The organism is Streptomyces sp. NPDC018610 (assembly GCF_044391765.1).
Classification (GTDB): Bacteria; Actinomycetota; Actinomycetes; order Streptomycetales; family Streptomycetaceae; genus Streptomyces.
In genome coordinates this window covers 15,688-32,412 of record NZ_JBISAL010000009.1, presented here as the reverse complement: position 1 = coordinate 32,412, position 16,725 = coordinate 15,688, and the positions used below count along the sequence as shown (strand labels likewise).

The window sequence follows — 16,725 nt, the reverse complement described above, 5'->3', positions numbered from 1 at the left end:
CATGGTGTCCACGACCCCCGATCCGACCCCGGACGTCGACGACTGTCCGGGAACGCCGCCGTCCCAGGAGCGGACGGCCCGGGTCGAAGCCCACGGCATCGACCACATCCCCGACTCCGAACGCCGGGGCCGCCCCCGGGAGCTGTTCTCCGTGTGGGCGGCGGCGAACGTGAACTACCTCAGCCTGGTGGTCGGCGGCGCACTGGTCCTGATGGGCCTGAACCTGTGGCAGGCGCTCGCGGTGATCGTCGTGGGCAACGCGTTCTGGCTGCTGACCGGGGTACTGGCCGTCTCGGGCCCGTCGTCCGGCACGCCGAGCGAGGTGATCACGCGGGCGATGTACGGAGTCCGCGGCAACCGGGTGAACAACGCGATCGTCGGCTGGCTGATCTCCGTCTGCTACTTCGCCCTCAACCTCGCCGCCGCCGCGAGCGCCGCGTTCTCCCTCGTCGGCAAGGCCGGCCTCCCCGTGAACACCGGCGTCAAGATCGTCGTCGTGGTCGTCATCGCGGCGCTGACGCTGACCATCAGCGTCTACGGCCACGCCCTGATCATGAAGCTGTACCTCCCGATCACCCTGGCCCTCACCGCCGTCTTCATCGGTGTCGCGGTCGCCGTCTTCGGGCACGCCGACCTCACCTACGTACCCGACCAGACCCTGACCGGGACCGATCTGTGGGCGGTCGTCCTCGCCGGGACCGCCCTCGTCGCGTCGGGCCCGCTGTCGTACACCACCAGCGCGGACTTCTCCCGCTACCTGCCCCGTACGACGTCCGCGAAGGCGATCGTGGGGTGGACCGCCCTGGGCGGCTTCCTGCCGGGCACCGTGGTGTGCTCCCTGGGCGCGTTCGCCGCGACCGCGGTGGACATGACCGATCCGCAGAGCGCGCTGGAGAAGATCCTCCCGGGCTGGTTCGCCCCCGTCTTCCTGCTCGCCCTGATCCTCGGCACGATCGCCATCAACGCCCTGACCGCCTACAGCGCGGGGCTGGCGCTCCAGGCCGTCGGCGTCCGCATCCGCCGTTCCCTCAGCGTCCTCGTCGACGGGACCGTCTCCGTCTCGCTGACCCTGTACGCGCTGCTCGTGTCGAACTTCCTGGACACGGTGAACAACGTCCTCCAGTTGACCGTCGCGCTGCTCGGCCCGAGCATGGCCGTCTACGCCACCGACATCCTGCTGCGCCGCAACCGCTACGACGGGCTCGCACTGATGGACGAGAGCCCCGCCGGCCCCTTCTGGTACTCCGGGGGCGTCAACCGGGCGGGCGCCGTGGCACTGCTGACCGGCACCGCGGCGGCCGCCCTGTGCGTCGACACCCTCTACTACACGGGACCGGTCGCCACCGCCCTGGGCGGCGTGGACATCGCCCTCCCGGTGGGCCTCGTCGTCGCGGCGACGCTGTACGCCGTCCTGATGCGCAAGGGGGTTCCCGCGCGGGCGTGACGACTCCGGCACGAGGCCAGGCCGGTGTCGGACCCGAGGACCGGGTCCGGCCCCCGGCCCGACACCGACACCGGCTCGGTGTTCGCCTTCAGGGGAGCAGGCGCTGCTCCTTGGCCACGGCCACGGCGCCCGCACGGGTGTCGACGCCGAGCTTTTCGTAGAGGCGGCCCAGGTGCGTCTTGACGGTCGCCTCGCTCAGGAGGAGGGCCTTGGCGATGTCCCGGTCGGTCGGTCCGCGGGACAGCTGCCCGAGGACGTCGCGCTCACGGTCGGTGAGCCCCGGGGCGCGGGCTGCGCATCCGGGCCATGACCCGGTGGGCGACGGGCGCGGACAGGGCGGTGCGGCCGGCGGCGGCGCTGTGAACCGCCGTGAACAGTTCGTCGGACCGTTCGGCCTTGAGCAGGTAGCCGGTGGCGCCCGCCTCGATGGCGCGGGTGATGTCGGCGTCGGTGTCGTACGTGGTCAGGACCAGGACGTGGACCGAGCCGCCGGAAGCGGCGGTGATCCGGCGGGTGGCCTCGGCACCGTCCACCCCCTCACCCAGTTGCGGGTCCATCAGGACCACGTCGGGGGCGAGCTTCGCGGCGAGCGCCACGGCCTCCGCGCCGCTGTCCGCCTCCCCCACCACCTCCACCCCCGGGGCACTGCCGAGCCACCAGCGTGTAAGGCGGCACGCGCCGGCGGGGTGCGCAGGGCGGTGTGTAGCAGAGGGGTACGGCGCACCAGGCGAAACTGGGCGCCAAGGCGACCAGCGCGGCCCGGACCGCGACGAGCGCGACGAGCCACAGCCGCGCGGCGAGGACGGACCGGCCGGGGCCGATGGCCGCGAGGCGCTCAGCGGCGGGGCCCGGGTGCGCGAGAAAGGGCAGTATCCGGTCTGCGGTCTGCGGTCTGCGGTCTGCGGTCTGCGGTCTGCGGTCTGCGGTCTGCGGTCTGCGAAAACGACCGAAGGCCGTTTCAGATCTGCTCTGAAACGGCCTTCGGCCACGACTCTCACGAGTCGGGACGACAGGATTTGAACCTGCGACCCCTTGACCCCCAGTCAAGTGCGCTACCAAGCTGCGCCACGTCCCGTTGCCCGTCTGACCTGGGGTTTCCCCCGGCTCAACGTGCAGGGAAACAATACCGCACTCCGGTCGGTGGTCGCGCACCCCTTTCCGTCCCGGCCGGCGCACGGAACGCTCTTGACCTCAAGCTTGATTGAGGTTGCACGATCGTCGCATGACGATCACCGAGGAATCCGGACGCGTCCACGGATACGCGGACCTGCCCCGTCTGATGGGGCTCATGACGGGCGACGAGAAGCACGGGCCGGCGGCCACGTCCACGCTGGACGTCCTGTGGGTGCTCTACGACCGGGTGCTCAGGGTGCGCCCGGAGCAGCGGGACGATCCGCTGCGGGACCGGTTCCTGCTGTCGAAGGGCCACGGGCCGATGGCGTACTACGCGGTCCTCGCCGCGAAGGGCTTCGTGCCGGTGGACTGGCTGGCGGACTTCGGCGCCTACGACTCGCCGCTCGGCCACCACCCCGACCGCACGCTGGTGCCGGGCGTCGAGATCGGCAGCGGGTCGCTCGGGCACGGGCTGCCGATCGCGGTCGGCACCGCCCTGGGACTGCGCGCGCAGGGGCTGCACCGGCCCCGGGTGTGGGTGCTGACCGGGGACGCCGAACTGGACGAGGGCAGCAACCACGAAGCCGTCGCCTTCGCCGGGCCGACGGGGCTGGAGAACCTGCACACCGTCGTCGTCGACAACTCCTCCGCCAGCCACGCCCGCCCCGGCGGGATCGCTGCCCGCTTCGAGGCGGCCGGCTGGTCGGCGGTGACCGTCGACGGCCGCGACCACGAGGCGCTGTACGCCGCGTTCACCGCACCGCATCCGGGCCGGCCGCACGTGGTGGTGGCCCGGGTGGAGCCGAAGAACTCCTGACCTGTCCCGCCCTCCCCTTCGTCCTTCCACCGGAAAGGGTCCATCCTCATGGACACCATGCGCGACCGTTTCGCACCCGTCGTCTCACAGCTGCTCGACGAGGATCCGCGGGTCGCGGTCGTCCTCGCCGAGATCGGCAAGGACGGCTTCGCCGAGGCCCGGCGCCGCCACCCCGACCGGGTGATCAACGTCGGCATCCGCGAGCAGCTGCTCGTCGGGGCCGGGGCGGGGCTCGCCCTGACCGGGATGCGTCCGGTGCTGCACACCTTCGCGAGCTTCCTCGTCGAGCGGCCCTTCGAGCAGGTCAAGCTCGATCTGGGGCACCAGGACGCGGGCGCGGTGCTGGTGAGCGCCGCCGCCTCCTTCGACTGGCCCGCCGGCGGCTACACCCACATGGCGCCCGGCGATGTCGCTCTCCTGGACACCCTGGACGGCTGGACCGTCCATGTGCCGGGGCATCCGGACGAGGCCGAAACCCTGCTGCGGCACGCCGTCGCCGCGGGCGACGACAAGGTCTACGTACGGCTGTCCGTGCAGTCGAACGCGCAGGGGCGCCCGGTGGACGGCGAGCGCTTCCTGCCGCTGCGCGAGGGCCGTTCGGGAGTGGTGGTGGCCGTCGGCCCGCTGCTCGACACGGTGCTCACCGCGACGGAGGGCCTGGACGTCACCGTGCTCTACGCGACGACCGTACGGCCCTTCGACGCGGCCGCGCTGCGCCGGGCCACGACGGCGGCACGGGCGGACGTCGTCCTGGTCGAGCCGTATCTGGCGGGAACGTCGACGGCGGCGGCGAACGACGCCCTCTCCGATGTGCCGCACCGGGTGCTGGGCCTCGGTGTGGGCCGAGCCGAGCTGCGGCGTTACGGGAACGTGGAGGAGCACGCCGCCGCCCATGGCCTGGACGCCCGGTCGCTGCGGGAGCGGATCACCGGCTTCCTCGGGAGCGGGGCGGGGGCCTGAAGGCTTCGGCCCAAGGGCTCCGGCCTCAGGATCCGAAGCGTGGGCCTGACGGGACCGGGGCCCGACCGGGCGTGACGGACCGCCGTAGGAGGCGCCGCCGCCCCGTCAGAACACCGGCGTCGTCAGCGCGTTCGCTCTCGTCGTGTTCGCTGTCGCCGCGTTCGCCCCGGTGAGCGCACCTCGCTCTCGTCAGTGCCGGTGCGCGCGCCGGGCCCGTCCGCCGGTCGCGGCCGGGCCGCCCCGGCCGGAGGCCTCCGGACCGGCCGGGCCGGTGGTTCCGTGCGGGCCGGACACCGGGCCCGGCGGGCCTACGGCGCTCGGCGCGTCGGCGCGGACGAGGCCCCGTATCGCGGGGACCGAGAGGAGCGCGACCGGTATCAGGAGGCTGATCCCGGCGGACACCAGGAGCACGTGCTCGGCGCCCAGGGCCGAGGCGGCCGGTCCGGCGAGGGCCTGGCCGACGGGCATCATGGCGAGGGAGCCGGCGACGTCGTAGGCGTGGAGCCGGTTGAGCACGTCGGTCGGGACCTGCGTCTGGACGCTGGTCGCCCACATCACGCCCCAGAACGACATCCCGGCCCCGGCCACCGCGGCCCCCGCGGCCATCGCCCCCACACCGAGACTGGCTCCGACGGCCGCCGGGAAGCAGACGAAGGCGAACAGGGCGAACGCTCCGGCGCGCAGCATCCGGTGGGGCCGCAGCCGCAGGGCGAGGAACCCGCCGACGACGGTGCCCGCGCCGAGGGCGGAGTTGACCAGGCCGTAGGCGCGCGGGCCGTGCTGCTGGACCACCTCCGTGGCCACCAGCGGGACGGCCGGGCCCCACACGGCGATCATGTAGACGCACCAGACGGCTATGACGCCCCACAGCCACGTCCTCGACCGGAACTCCCGCCAGCCCTCGACCAGATCGACCCGGAAGGTGCCCGAGCCGTGGCCGGCGGGGGCGCCGCCCGTGACCGCCGGGGGCAGTCTGAGCAGCAGCAGGCACAGGGCGCTCACCGCGTAGGTGGCGGCGTGGGCCGCGAAGACCCCGCCGGGCGAGGCGAAGCCGACGAGGAGGCCGGCGACGGCGGGACCCGCGAGCTGGGCGGCCGACTCGGCGATCCGTACGGCCCCGTTGGCGCCCTGGATGTCGGTGGCGAGCCGGGGCACCGTGCTGGCCACGCCGGGCTGGAAGACCGCGCCGGCCACGCCGTTGACGAATCCGATGGCGCAGATCTCCCAGAGGACCACGTGCCCGGAGTAGAAGAGCACGGCGGCCAGCGACTGGGTGCCCAGGCGCACCAGGTCGGCGCCGATCATCAGCTTGCGGGTGCTGAAACGGTCGGCGATGACCCCGCCGAAGACCACGAGACCGGCGAACGCGGCGGCCGTGGAGGCCATGGCGAGGCCGACCGCGCCCGCGCCGTAGCCGTGCTGCAACAGGCCCGCGGCGAGCGCGACGGGCAGCATGGTGTCGCCGAGCCGGGCGACGGCCCGCGCGACGAAGAACAGCCCGAAGTCCCGTGACCAGACCGGCCGCGGTGCCACGGGGCCCGGATCCTTCACCACCGCCGCCGCCACCGCCCCGCCCGCCGACCCGCCCGGATCGGTCCCGGGGCCGGCCGCGGCTTCCGTCCCGGTCCCGGCCCGGGTCCCGACGGCCGCCCCGTTGCCGGCCGCGGCACCCGCCGCGCTCCCGTCCGTGCGCCCGCTGCCGTCCGCGGGCCCCCGGCTGTCCGCGGTCCCGCTCCCCTCCGTGGGTCCGCTCGCGAACGCGGCGGTGTCGCTCCGCCCTCCCGCCGTCCGTGCCGGCGTGCCCGCGGGCTTCCGCGTCGCGTCCGGCTCCCCGGGTGACGACTGCGATGACGTCCCGGTCATCCTCGAAGCTCCCCTCCCCACCGATCCCCTCCCGGGCGGGGCGGCCGGCCCTGGAGCCCGCCGTGCCCGTCCCGCGGCCGCACCCGGCGGCCTTCGCGCGCCTGCCGCGCCCACGCCCCCGGATCATGCCACGGCCCGACGGCACCGCCCGGGGCATTTTCAGCGCGCGGTGGGCAGCCCCAGCTCCGGATAGGTCTCCAGCAACCGGTCCGGGGCCGCCTGGCGCCAGGAATCGGCGAGGATGTCGCGCAGCTCGTCCTCGTCCTCCAGCGCGGCGAGCCGGACCCGGACCCAGGCGAACTGCGCCTCGTGTCCGGCGATCCAGAACTTGTCCGGCTCGGCCAGGACCAGTTCGTCGCGCTCCTCCTTGGGGCAGCGCACGGCGATGGAGGTCTCGTCCTCCGGCAGCGTGGCGAACATCTTCCCCGCGACCCGGAAGGTGGGCATGCTCCAGGCGGTCTTCTCGCCCGTGTCCGGCAGGGACAGGGCGACACGGCGTACGTCTTCTGCGTCCGGCATGGCACGCACGCTAACCCGTCCCACTGACAATCACCCTCGCGGCCGGGCTCGGTCGCACACGCGCTCGACGGGATGCTCGCCCCGGCGCGCGACACGCGGCGCCCGCGCCGGGAGCGCGCCCGCGCGCTTCACTCCGGCCCGCCCCGCGCCACCTCGCCCAGCGCGTCCAGCACCGGACGGATCAGCGGGTGCTCCTCCGCGCCCCGGCGCACCGCGGCGAACACCCGGCGCGTGGGCGCGACACCGTCGACGGGGCGCACGACCACGCCCGTGAGGTCCATCCCGCGCAGCGCGGAACGCGGGACGAGGGCCACGCCCACGTCGGCGGAGGCCAGCGCCACCACCGCGCGGAAGTCGTCGGAGGAGTGTTCCAGGCGGGGCTGGAAGCCGGCGCTCTCGCAGGCCAGGACGACCACGTCGTGGCAGGGGTTGCCGGGGTAGGGGCCGATCCACGGGTCCTTGGCCAGCTCGGCGAGCGGGACCTCGGCGGCGCCGGCCATGCGGTGGTCCACCGGGACGACGGCGTCGAAGGGCTCGGCGTAGAGGGGGACGTGGGTCAGGCGCGGGTCGTCGGCGGGCGGCGCGCCCCGGTACTCGACGGCGACCGCGACGTCGACCTGCCGGTCCAGCACCATCGGCAGGCTCGCGTCGCCCTCGGCGTCCTGGACGCGGATGCGGATGCCGGGCGCCGTCCGGGCCAGCCGGGCCACCGAGGGCGCGACGACCTCGGCGATGCCGGTCGCGAAGGCGGCGACGGTGACCGTGCCGGCCTCCCCCGACCCGTAGGCCGCGAGTTCCGCCTCGGCCCGCTCCAGCTGCGCGAGGACCGCGTTGGTGTGGCTGAGCAGGATCTCGCCGGCCGGGGTGAGCCGTACGCCCTTGGCGCTCCGCTCCACCAGCCGGTGCCCGGTCTCCTGCTCCAGGGCGGTCAGCTGCTGCGAGACCGCCGAGGGCGTCAGGTACAGCGCGGCGGCAGCCGCGGTCACCGTACGGTGGTCGGCCACCGCCCGGAGGATGTGCAGCCGCCGCGCTTCGATCATGTCAGCGATTATCGCAAGACATCGGCCCTGGTCGGGGCCGCGGTCAGCCCTCCAGCTCGGCGCGGGCCGCGACGAACGCGTCCACCGCGCGGTTCACGTCGTCCGTGGAGTGCGCCGCGGACAGCTGGACCCGGATGCGGGCCTGCCCCTGCGGGACCACCGGGTACGAGAAGCCGATCACGTACACGCCGCGCTCCAGCAGCAGTTCCGCCATCCGGCCGGCCTTGGCGGCGTCGCCGATCATCACCGGCGCGATGGCGTGGTCGCCGGGGAGGATGTCGAAGCCCTCGGCGGTCATCCGGGAGCGGAACAGCGCGGTGTTCTCGGCCAGCCGCACCCGCAGCTCGTCGGCCGACTCCAGCAGGTCGATGACCTTGAGGGAGGCCGCCGCGATCACCGGGGCGAGGGTGTTGGAGAACAGGTACGGCCGCGAGCGCTGGCGCAGCAGGGCGACGATCTCGGCGCGGGCGGCGACGTAGCCGCCGGAGGCGCCGCCGAGGGCCTTGCCGAGGGTGCCGGTGATGATGTCGACGCGGTCCATGACGCCGTGCAGCTCGGGCGTGCCACGGCCGCCGGGGCCGACGAAGCCCACGGCGTGCGAGTCGTCGACCATGACCATGGCGTCGTAGCGGTCGGCGAGGTCGCAGATCTCGTCCAGCGGGGCGACGTAGCCGTCCATGGAGAAGACGCCGTCGGTGACGACGAGCTTGCGGCGCGCGCCGCCCTCGTCCGCCTCCTTCAGCTGGCGCTCCAGGTCGGCCATGTCGCGGTTGGCGTAGCGGAGGCGGCGGGCCTTGGACAGGCGGATGCCGTCGATGATGGAGGCGTGGTTGAGGGCGTCGGAGATCACCGCGTCCTCGGGGCCGAGCAGGGTCTCGAAGACTCCGCCGTTGGCGTCGAAGCAGGAGGAGTAGAGGATCGTGTCCTCCTGGCCGAGGAAGGCCGACAGACGGGCCTCCAGCTCCTTGTGCACCTCCTGGGTGCCGCAGATGAAGCGCACGGAGGCCATGCCGTAGCCCCAGCGGTCGAGCGCTTCGTGGGCGGCGGCGATCACCTCGGGGTGGTCGGCGAGGCCCAGGTAGTTGTTGGCGCAGAAGTTGAGGACCTCGCCGGGGCGGCCGCCGGCGGTGACGGCGACGGTCGCGGACTGCGGGGTGCCGATGACGCGCTCGGGCTTGTGCAGGCCGGCGGCGCGGATCTCGTCGAGGGTGGCGCGCAGGTCGTCGCGCACGGAGTCGAACATGTGAGAGCTCCTGAAGATGCTTGCCCCGAGGGGGGAGTCACGCGGTCCAGTCAAGGATGACTTTGCCGCCCTTGCCGCTGGCGGCATCCGTGAAAGCCGCCTCGAAATCGGCGTAGCCGTAGCGGCCGGTGATCACCGGGGCGAGGTCGAGGCCGCCCTCCAGCAGCACCGACATGGCGTACCAGGTCTCGAACATCTCGCGGCCGTAGATGCCCTTGAGGGTGATCATCGAGGTGACGACGCGGGCCCAGTCGACGGGGAACTCCTCGGCGGGCAGGCCGAGCATGGCGATCCGGCCGCCGTGCGTCATGTTGGCGATCATGTCGCGCATCGCCTCGGGGCGGCCGGACATCTCCAGGCCGACGTCGAAGCCCTCGCGCAGCCCCAGGGTGCGCTGGCCCTCGGCGATGGTGGTGGCGGCGACGTTCAGCGCGAGGCTCACGCCGATCTTGCGGGCGAGTTCCAGCCGCTCCTCGCTCACGTCGGTGATGACGACGTTGCGGGCGCCCGCGTGCCGGGCCACCGCCGCGGCCATCAGGCCGATCGGGCCGGCGCCGGTGATCAGGACGTCCTCGCCGACCAGCGGGAAGGACAGCGCGGTGTGCACGGCGTTGCCGAACGGGTCGAAGATCGCGGCGATGTCGAGGTCGACGGGGACGCGGTGCACCCACACGTTGCCGGCGGGCAGGGCGACGTACTCGGCGAAGGCGCCGTCGCGGCCCACGCCGAGGCCGACGGTGGACCGGCACAGGTGGCGGCGGCCGGCCAGGCAGTTGCGGCACTTGCCGCACACCAGGTGGCCCTCGCCGCTGACCCGGTCGCCCGCCTTGATGTCGACGACGTCGCGGCCGGTCTCGACGACCTCGCCGACGAACTCGTGGCCGATCACGAGCGGGGTGTCGATCGCCTGCCGCGCCCAGCCGTCCCAGGCCCGGATGTGCAGGTCGGTGCCGCAGATACCGGTCCGCAGGACCTTGATCAGTACGTCACCGGGTCCGATGGCGGGCTCGGGTACGTCCGCGAGCCACAGCCCGGGTTCCGCCTTCTCCTTGACCAGCGCCTTCAACGCTACGGCTCCTGTGCTTCGGGCCCCGGGACCAGGTGTGCCGAGGGGCGTTCGACCGGATCGGGCCGGCCCCCGTGAGCCCGGCGTGATCCGAACGAGAGGCCCTGGGGAACCGCGTCCGGGGTGAGGGGTGGATTCGCCCAGCAATCTGCCGTACGGCGGCGGCCCGGTCCATCGAGACTTTCTTAAGCGCGGCCACAGCTTTGCTTCACGCCACCCGTCCGGAGTCATGGCGGGCTCAGAACCGCAGGCCCTCCGGCCCCCGCCGTTCCAGGCGCGGGGCGAGTTCCGCGGCGGCCGACTTGATGGTGCCGAGGCCCTCGCGGCCCCACGGCCGGGGCTCCAGGTCGACGACGCACACCGTGCCCAGCACCGTCTGCGTGCTGTCGATGAGCGGGGCGCCGAGGTAGGAGCGGATGCCGAACTCGTCGACGACCGGGTTGCCGGCGAAGCGGGGGTAGTCGCGGACGTCCTCCAGTACGAGAGCCTTGCGGCGGGCCACGACGTGCGGGCAGAAGCCGTGGTCGCGGGCGAGGCGGCGGCCCAGTTCGCGCCGGGTGCCCCGGGCGTCCCCGGCGCCGGCCGGTGCGGGTGCCGAGGCGGTGTCGACGTCGAGGACGTCGCGTTCGGGCCGGTGCAGGCCGGCGAAGAACTGCCGGTGCTCGTCGAGGAAGTTGACCATCGCGTAGGGGGCGCCGGTGAGTTCGGCGAGGTGGTCCGCGAAGGCGTCGAGCGCCGGCTCGGGACGTTCCCCGAGGCCCAGCCGGCGCAGCCGGAGGGTGCGGGCGGGGGCTTCCTTGTCCTCGGGGGTGAGCAGCAGGCGACCGGCCGGGCGCGGCGGGTCGTAGCTCATGGCCGGGCTCCGGCGCTGTGCGGGTGCGTCATGTACGGGCTCCGTGGCGGTGTGCGGGCATCACGTGCGGGCGGGGGACGAGGTCATGCGAAGGCGGGGAGCATGCGGGGGGCGGTCACATGTGGGCGCCGTGGGTGGGCGCGGGGGCGGGGGCCTGGGCCAGGAGGTGCCGTACGAGGGTGAGCAGGGTCTGGACGCCCGAGCTGGAGATACGGGCGTCGCAGCGCACGACGGGGATGTCCGGGGCGAGATCGAGGGCGGCGCGGACCTCCTCGGGGTCGTAGCGGTGGGCGCCGTCGAACTCGTTGACGGCGACGACGAAGGAGAGCCCGCGCTGCTCGAAGAAGTCGACGGCGGCGAAGCACTCCTCCAGGCGGCGGGTGTCGGCGAGGATGACCGCGCCGAGGGCGCCCTCGGACAGTTCGTCCCACATGAACCAGAACCGCTCCTGCCCGGGGGTGCCGAACAGGTAGAGCACGTGTCGGGGGTCGAGGGTGATGCGGCCGAAGTCCATCGCGACGGTCGTCTCGACCTTGTTCTCGATGCCGTCGAGGTTGTCCGTGTCCGCGCCGACCGTGGTGAGCAGTTCCTCCGTGCTGAGCGGCGCGATCTCGCTCACGGCGCCGACCAGGGTGGTCTTGCCCACGCCGAACCCGCCCGCCACGAGGATCTTCAGGGCGGTGGGGAAGGGGTCGGAGCGGCTCTGGTGGTCGGGGCCGCCCGTGTAGTCAGAGCTGTCGTCGTAGTCCATCGAGCACTGCCTCCAGAAGAGCCCGGTCGGTGGGGTGGTGGTGGAACTCGGGGGGCTTGGTGGTCAGCGCGCCGCAGTCGACGAGGTCGGACAGCAGCACCTTGGCCACTGCCGCCGGCAGCCTGAGCTGGGCGGCGACCTCGGCCACCGAGACCGGACCGAGGCACAGGTCGAGTGCCTGGCCGTGTTCGGGACCGAGATAGCCGAGCGGTGTAACACCGGTCGCCCGTACCTGCGACATGAGGTCGAGCGCGATGCTCGGCCGGGTGCGGCCGTTGCTGACCGTGAAGGGGCGCACCAGCCGTCCGGCCGCGTCGTCGAGCCAGGGCCCGTCGCCGGCCGTCGCCGCGCTCAAGGCCGCAACGCCGGGTGGTCGGCGGTGTGCCGGCGGGGGGCGGTCACGAGGTAGGGGCGGACGCTCTTGACCAGCATCGCCATCTCGTAGCCGAGCACCGCCGCGTCGGCCTCGCGGCCGGCGAGCACGGCGAGGCAGGTGCCGGAGCCCGCGGTGGTGACGAACAGCAGGGTCGAGTCGAGCTCGACGACGACCTGGCGTACGTCGCCGCCGTCGCCGAAGCGGACCCCGGCGCTGCGGCCCAGGGAGTACAGGCCGGACGCCAGCGCCGCCATGTGGTCGGCGCTGTCGGGGTCGAGGCCGTGCACGGACTTCACCAGCCCGTCGCAGGACAGCAGGACCGCGCTGGTGGTGTGCGGGACACGCTGCACGAGGCCGCTCATCAGCCAGTCGAGGTCGGAAACATGGCCGGTCGGCGCATCGCTCGCCATGGTGGATCGACTCCTTGGGGTACGAAGGTCTGCGGGAGCGCTGGGGGTGGGGAGGGGCGGGTGGGTTCGGGCGGGCTGCGGGCTGGTCATCCGGCGGACGCGCTCCCGTCGTGCCGGACGGTGGAGCCGGGCGCCGGCATGTCGTGGGCGGCGTCGGCGTCGGCGGTGGCGCCCGAGAGGCCCGACGGGGAGGGGTGACCGGGGTGGTACGGATCCGGCGACTCCGGGCTCCGCCGCTGCTGGGCCTCGGCCAGTCCGATCCCGCGCTGGAAGGCGGCCATCAGGCCGGGGTCGTGATCGACGGCGGGCTCGCCGTCCTGGCGGGGCGCGGGGCCGCCGCGCAGTTGGGGGACGATGTGCTCCTGGGCACGGCGCCGGGGCAGCCGGGGCCGGTCCATGGTGCCGCGCACGACGCCGCGCGGGGCGGGCGGGACGCCCTCGTGCGCGGCCACGGCGGCCCGGTCCCCGGGCCGGATCCCGGGAACCGCCTCCGCCGGGTTCGCCCGCTCCTCCCGGTCACCGCGCCGGGGCAGCGGCGCGGGCGCATCGCCGGCCCGCGTGCCGTCCTGGGGGCCCGCGCCGCCGCCCGCCGCACCGTCCGCCGGGAGCCCGGGACGTACGGGATCCGCTCCCCCGCCGCTCCCGTCCGCAACCGCCGAACCGGGCGCGGGACCAAGACCGCCGGCATCGGCGGGGTCCGCCGGCCCGAAGAGCCCGGCGGGAGCCGTGTGGCCGGTCGGAGGAGCGGACGTACCGGCGGTGGAGCGACCGGGCCCGTCGACGGACCGACCAAAGGTACCGGCGGGATCAGCCGGACCGGACGCGGCACCCGACCGGTCAGCCGGGCCGGCCGCGCGGAAGGAGCCGGACGGCGCGAGCGGCTCTGCCGGGCCCGACGGCACGAGGGGGCCCGACGAACCGGAGGGCTCGGCCGGACCCGACGCGTCGGACGGCTCCATCGGGTCGGCCGGGCCCGGCCCGCCGGAGGGGCGGAGCGCGTCCGAGGGGTCGCTCGGGTGGGGCGACCGTCCCGCGGCGACCCGGTCCGCCGGGCCGCCGGCCGGAGCCGGCAGCACTCGGGCGTACGGCTGTCCGGACGTCGGCGTGGATGTCTGCGCGGGCAGGTGCGCGGGCTTCCGCTCCCGTGGCCCCGTCTCGACGCCTCCCGGCGGCGTCGCCGTCTCGGTGCCGAGCAGGGACTGCGGCACCACGAGGACGGCCTGGACGCCGCCGTAGATGTTCGTCTGCAGGCGGACGGTGATGCCGTGCCGCCGGGCGAGCTGGGAGACCACGAACAGGCCGATGCGGCCGTCGGCGAGCAGGCCGGCGACGTTCACCTGGTCCGGGTCGGCGAGCAGGGCGTTCATCCTGACCTGCTCGCCGACCGGCATCCCCAGCCCCCGGTCCTCGACCTCGACGGCCAGCCCGGAGGTGACGAGCCCCGCGCGCATCAGGACCTGGGTGTGCGGTGCGGAGAACACCGTGGCGTTCTCGACGAGTTCGGCCAGCAGATGGATGACGTCGGCGACGGCGTGGCCGCGCAGCCGGCCGTCGATCGGCGGGACGAGTTTGACCCGCGAGTACTGCTCGACCTCGGCGATGGCCGAGCGCAGCACCTCGGTCATGGAGACGGGGTTGCTCCACTGGCGGCGGGAGACGGCGCCCCCGAGGACGGCGAGGTTCTCCGCGTGGCGGCGGATCCGGGTGGCGAGGTGGTCGACGTGGAAGAGGCCCTTGAGCAGGTCGGGGTCCTCGATCTCGTTCTCCAGCTCGTCCAGGATGGAGATCTCGCGGTGCACCAGGGACTGCAGCCGTCGGGCGAGGTTCAGGAAGACCTCGAGCTTCTGTTCGCTGCCCGCCTGGCTGGAGAGGCGGCTGGCCTGGACGACGGCGGCGGTGGCGCCGTCGTGGGCGCGGGCGAGGTCGGCGGCGAGCAGTTCGAACTCGTCGGCGTCGTCCGGCGGGCCGCCCCGCGCCTTGCGCCGGGGCGGGTCGTCGCCGTGGCGCAGCGCCTCAACGAGGGCGTGCAGCTCGGCCTCCCGGCGAGTGGTGGCGTCGCGCAGGGCGTCGAGTCGTTCGCGTACGGACCGGGCGGCACGGCCAGCGGCGACCGCGGCGATCACGATGCCCGCGAGCGCCACCGACGACGCTCCGGCGAGCACCGCCCACAGGGCGGTTCCGGTGCGTGCCCCGGTGGACCGCACGGTGAAGAGGACGGCGGCGACGCCGCCGAGGGCGACCGCGGTGGGCGGCAGCACCGCGAGGCGCAGCAGCTGGGGCCGGATGTGGGTTTCGGGCAGCGAGGGGGCGGTGCGGGCCACCGGCCGCCCGTGCCGCCCGCCCTCACGGCGGTCCGCGCGGGCGGCCGGTGGGCGGAGGTGAGACATCTGTTCCTCGTACTGGTCCGTCGGGCCTGTGTGCTCGTGCGGGGGCGCGAGCGGGCGTGCGCCATCGCTGTGCCGGGCCGAGCGGGCCGCGGGCAATGCGGCGCTACGTCGTCCGACGGACACTCACAGTAGTCACCGGCCCGTCATGTGCGGCAGGCAGTTGACGAAATCCCACGGGAAGCGTCCCGCTCTGGTATGAGGCGTCGTACGACAGACCTATAACGTGTCGGATCCGGCGGGGGTCACGGCCGTTCGGGTGTCCGGTGCCGCGTCGCGCTCACTTCTCCCCGCCCCGTCCCGGGCGGCATACTCGCGGCGTGGGCGTCGCCGGGGACGTCCGGGCGCGGCGGGGCGACTCCAGCGAGGAGAACGTGATGACCGAACGGCCGGCTTCCGACCCGCTGCGCGACTACGGCTACCGCCAGGAGCTCCGCCGTTCGCTGAGCTTTCGCGACCTGCTGGTCTACGGCCTGGTCTTCATGGTGCCGATCGCGCCCTTCGGGATCTTCGGGAGCGTCTTCCAGAGCTCCGGCGGCATGGTCGCGCTGACCTACGCGGTGGGCATGGTGGCCATGATGTTCACGGCGCTGTCGTACGCGCAGATGGCGCGCGCGTTCCCGATGTCCGGCTCGGTCTACGCCTACGCGGGGCGGGGCATCGCCCCTCCGGTCGGCTTCCTGGCCGGCTGGATGATCCTGCTCGACTACGTGCTGGTGCCGGGCCTGTTGTACCTGATCGCCGGGATCGCCATGCACTCGCTGGTGCCGGCCGTCCCGGTGTGGGTGTGGCTGGCGGGCTTCGTGGTGCTCAACACCGCGGTCAACTACACCGGGATCCGGATGACCGCCCGGGTCAACAAGGTGATGCTGCTCGCCGAACTCGCCGTGCTGGCCGTCTTCGTGGTGATCGGCGTCGTCGCGCTGGCCCAGGGCAGGGGCCGCGGCTTCGATTTCACGCCGGTCTACAACGGCGCCACCTTCTCCTGGTCGCTGGTCTTCGGCGCGGTCTCGGTCGCGGTGCTGAGCTTCCTCGGGTTCGACGGCATCTCGACGCTGGCCGAGGAGAACAAGGACTCCGCGCGCGCCATCGGCCGTTCGATGGTGGCGGCGCTGCTGCTGGCCGGCGCGCTGTTCATCGTCCAGACGTGGCTGGCCTCGCTGCTGGTGCCCGACCCGGACGGGCTCGTCGGCGAGGGCGACCCCGGTGGCACGGCCTTCTACGACGCCGCCCGGGTGGCCTCGGGCGAGTGGCTGGCCACCCTGACCGCCGCGGCGACGGCGGTCGCGTGGGGGTTCGCCAACTCGCTGGTGGCGCAGGCCGCCACCTCACGACTGCTCTACGCGATGGCCCGGGACCGCCGACTGCCCTCCTTCCTGGCCCGGGTTCACCCGCGTCACCGGGTCCCGGTCAACGCCACGCTGCTCACGGCGGCCGTGTCCCTGGGGCTGGGCCTCTACATGAACTCCCGTGACGACGGCGTGACGTTGCTGAGCAGCCTCGTCAACTTCGGCGCCCTGACCACGTTCCTGGTCCTGCACGTGTCGGTGGTCGTGCACTACCTGATCCGGGGGCGCAGCAGGGACTACTGGCGGCACCTGATCGCTCCGGCCATCGGCTTCGCCGTCCTGGCGTACGTCGTGGTCAACGCCGACATCGCCGCACAGCGGCTCGGGTTCGTCTGGCTCGGTGTCGGCGTGGTGGTGCTCGCCGGGCTGCTGCTGAGCGGCCGCCGCCCGCGACTGGCCGCGGTGGGGTCCACGGACGAGCCGGCGGACAGCCCGACGAACGGCCGGACGGACGGCCCCTCGGCCGGACGGCCGGCCGCGCCGCCGCACGGCGACCCGCCGGCCGGTCCGCGGCAGGACGGATGACCCTCGCGCGCC

The 16,725-nt window shown here is 73.8% G+C and carries 14 protein-coding genes, 1 tRNA gene and 1 pseudogene; 4 read left to right on the top strand and 12 right to left on the bottom strand.

The window, feature by feature from the left end; all coding sequences use genetic code 11:
* Position 1 precedes the first annotated feature (1 nt).
* Complete coding sequence (locus ACH5A8_RS22835) at positions 2-1,444, top strand: purine-cytosine permease family protein (protein ID WP_399004700.1); 1,443 nt, start codon at positions 2-4, stop codon at positions 1,442-1,444.
* Positions 1,445-1,532: 88 nt separating this feature from the next.
* Here the strand turns inward: ACH5A8_RS22835 and ACH5A8_RS22830 are convergent.
* Positions 1,533-2,097: pseudogene (locus tag ACH5A8_RS22830) on the bottom strand (response regulator); the annotation flags it as partial.
* Positions 2,098-2,445: 348 nt separating this feature from the next.
* Positions 2,446-2,519, bottom strand: a tRNA-Pro gene (locus ACH5A8_RS22825).
* Between the two features lie 147 nt (positions 2,520-2,666).
* Here ACH5A8_RS22825 and ACH5A8_RS22820 point away from each other — a divergent pair.
* Together ACH5A8_RS22820 and ACH5A8_RS22815 are read left to right on the top strand one after the other, a co-directional pair.
* Entirely contained in the window at positions 2,667-3,374 is a 708-nt protein-coding gene (locus tag ACH5A8_RS22820; RefSeq protein ID WP_399004698.1) for a transketolase, read from the top strand.
* 48 nt (positions 3,375-3,422) lie between these two features.
* The gene (locus ACH5A8_RS22815) at positions 3,423-4,334 is read left to right on the top strand and encodes a transketolase family protein (protein ID WP_399004696.1); all 912 of its coding nucleotides are present in this window, start codon (positions 3,423-3,425) and stop codon (positions 4,332-4,334) included.
* 189 nt (positions 4,335-4,523) lie between these two features.
* On the opposite strand, the gene ACH5A8_RS22810 is transcribed toward ACH5A8_RS22815, so the two are convergent.
* The 10 genes from ACH5A8_RS22810 to ACH5A8_RS22765 form a co-directional block, all read right to left on the bottom strand.
* Positions 4,524-5,867 (bottom strand): MFS transporter, encoded by a 1,344-nt coding sequence (locus ACH5A8_RS22810; RefSeq protein WP_399004694.1) that lies wholly within the window; start codon positions 5,865-5,867, stop codon positions 4,524-4,526.
* Positions 5,868-6,356: 489 nt separating this feature from the next.
* A complete protein-coding gene (locus ACH5A8_RS22805; RefSeq protein WP_399004692.1) occupies positions 6,357-6,716 on the bottom strand; it encodes an MmcQ/YjbR family DNA-binding protein in 360 nt (119 codons plus the stop codon).
* A gap of 128 nt (positions 6,717-6,844) precedes the next feature.
* The gene (locus tag ACH5A8_RS22800) at positions 6,845-7,756 is read right to left on the bottom strand and encodes a LysR family transcriptional regulator (RefSeq protein ID WP_399004690.1); all 912 of its coding nucleotides are present in this window, start codon (positions 7,754-7,756) and stop codon (positions 6,845-6,847) included.
* A 43-nt stretch (positions 7,757-7,799) separates the two neighbouring features.
* Positions 7,800-8,999: a glycine C-acetyltransferase gene (locus ACH5A8_RS22795; RefSeq protein WP_399004688.1), complete on the bottom strand. Its 1,200-nt coding sequence runs from the start codon at positions 8,997-8,999 to the stop codon at positions 7,800-7,802.
* A gap of 37 nt (positions 9,000-9,036) precedes the next feature.
* Entirely contained in the window at positions 9,037-10,065 is a 1,029-nt protein-coding gene (gene tdh / locus ACH5A8_RS22790; protein WP_399004686.1) for an L-threonine 3-dehydrogenase, read from the bottom strand.
* 238 nt (positions 10,066-10,303) lie between these two features.
* Entirely contained in the window at positions 10,304-10,918 is a 615-nt protein-coding gene (locus tag ACH5A8_RS22785; RefSeq protein ID WP_399004684.1) for a GAF domain-containing protein, read from the bottom strand.
* Positions 10,919-11,033: 115 nt separating this feature from the next.
* Entirely contained in the window at positions 11,034-11,669 is a 636-nt protein-coding gene (locus tag ACH5A8_RS22780; RefSeq protein WP_399004682.1) for a GTP-binding protein, read from the bottom strand.
* Positions 11,647-12,024, bottom strand: a complete 378-nt coding sequence (locus ACH5A8_RS22775) for a DUF742 domain-containing protein (protein WP_399004680.1) — start codon at positions 12,022-12,024, stop codon at positions 11,647-11,649. Before ACH5A8_RS22775 ends, ACH5A8_RS22780 begins: the two co-directional genes overlap by 23 nt.
* Positions 12,021-12,455: a roadblock/LC7 domain-containing protein gene (locus tag ACH5A8_RS22770; RefSeq protein ID WP_399004678.1), complete on the bottom strand. Its 435-nt coding sequence runs from the start codon at positions 12,453-12,455 to the stop codon at positions 12,021-12,023. Before ACH5A8_RS22770 ends, ACH5A8_RS22775 begins: the two co-directional genes overlap by 4 nt.
* An 86-nt stretch (positions 12,456-12,541) precedes the next feature.
* The gene (locus tag ACH5A8_RS22765; RefSeq protein WP_399004676.1) at positions 12,542-14,842 is read right to left on the bottom strand and encodes an ATP-binding protein; all 2,301 of its coding nucleotides are present in this window, start codon (positions 14,840-14,842) and stop codon (positions 12,542-12,544) included.
* Positions 14,843-15,159: 317 nt separating this feature from the next.
* On the opposite strand from ACH5A8_RS22765, the gene ACH5A8_RS22760 reads away from it, so the two are divergent.
* A complete protein-coding gene (locus ACH5A8_RS22760; RefSeq protein ID WP_399004674.1) occupies positions 15,160-16,713 on the top strand; it encodes an APC family permease in 1,554 nt (517 codons plus the stop codon).
* Positions 16,714-16,725 lie beyond the last annotated feature (12 nt).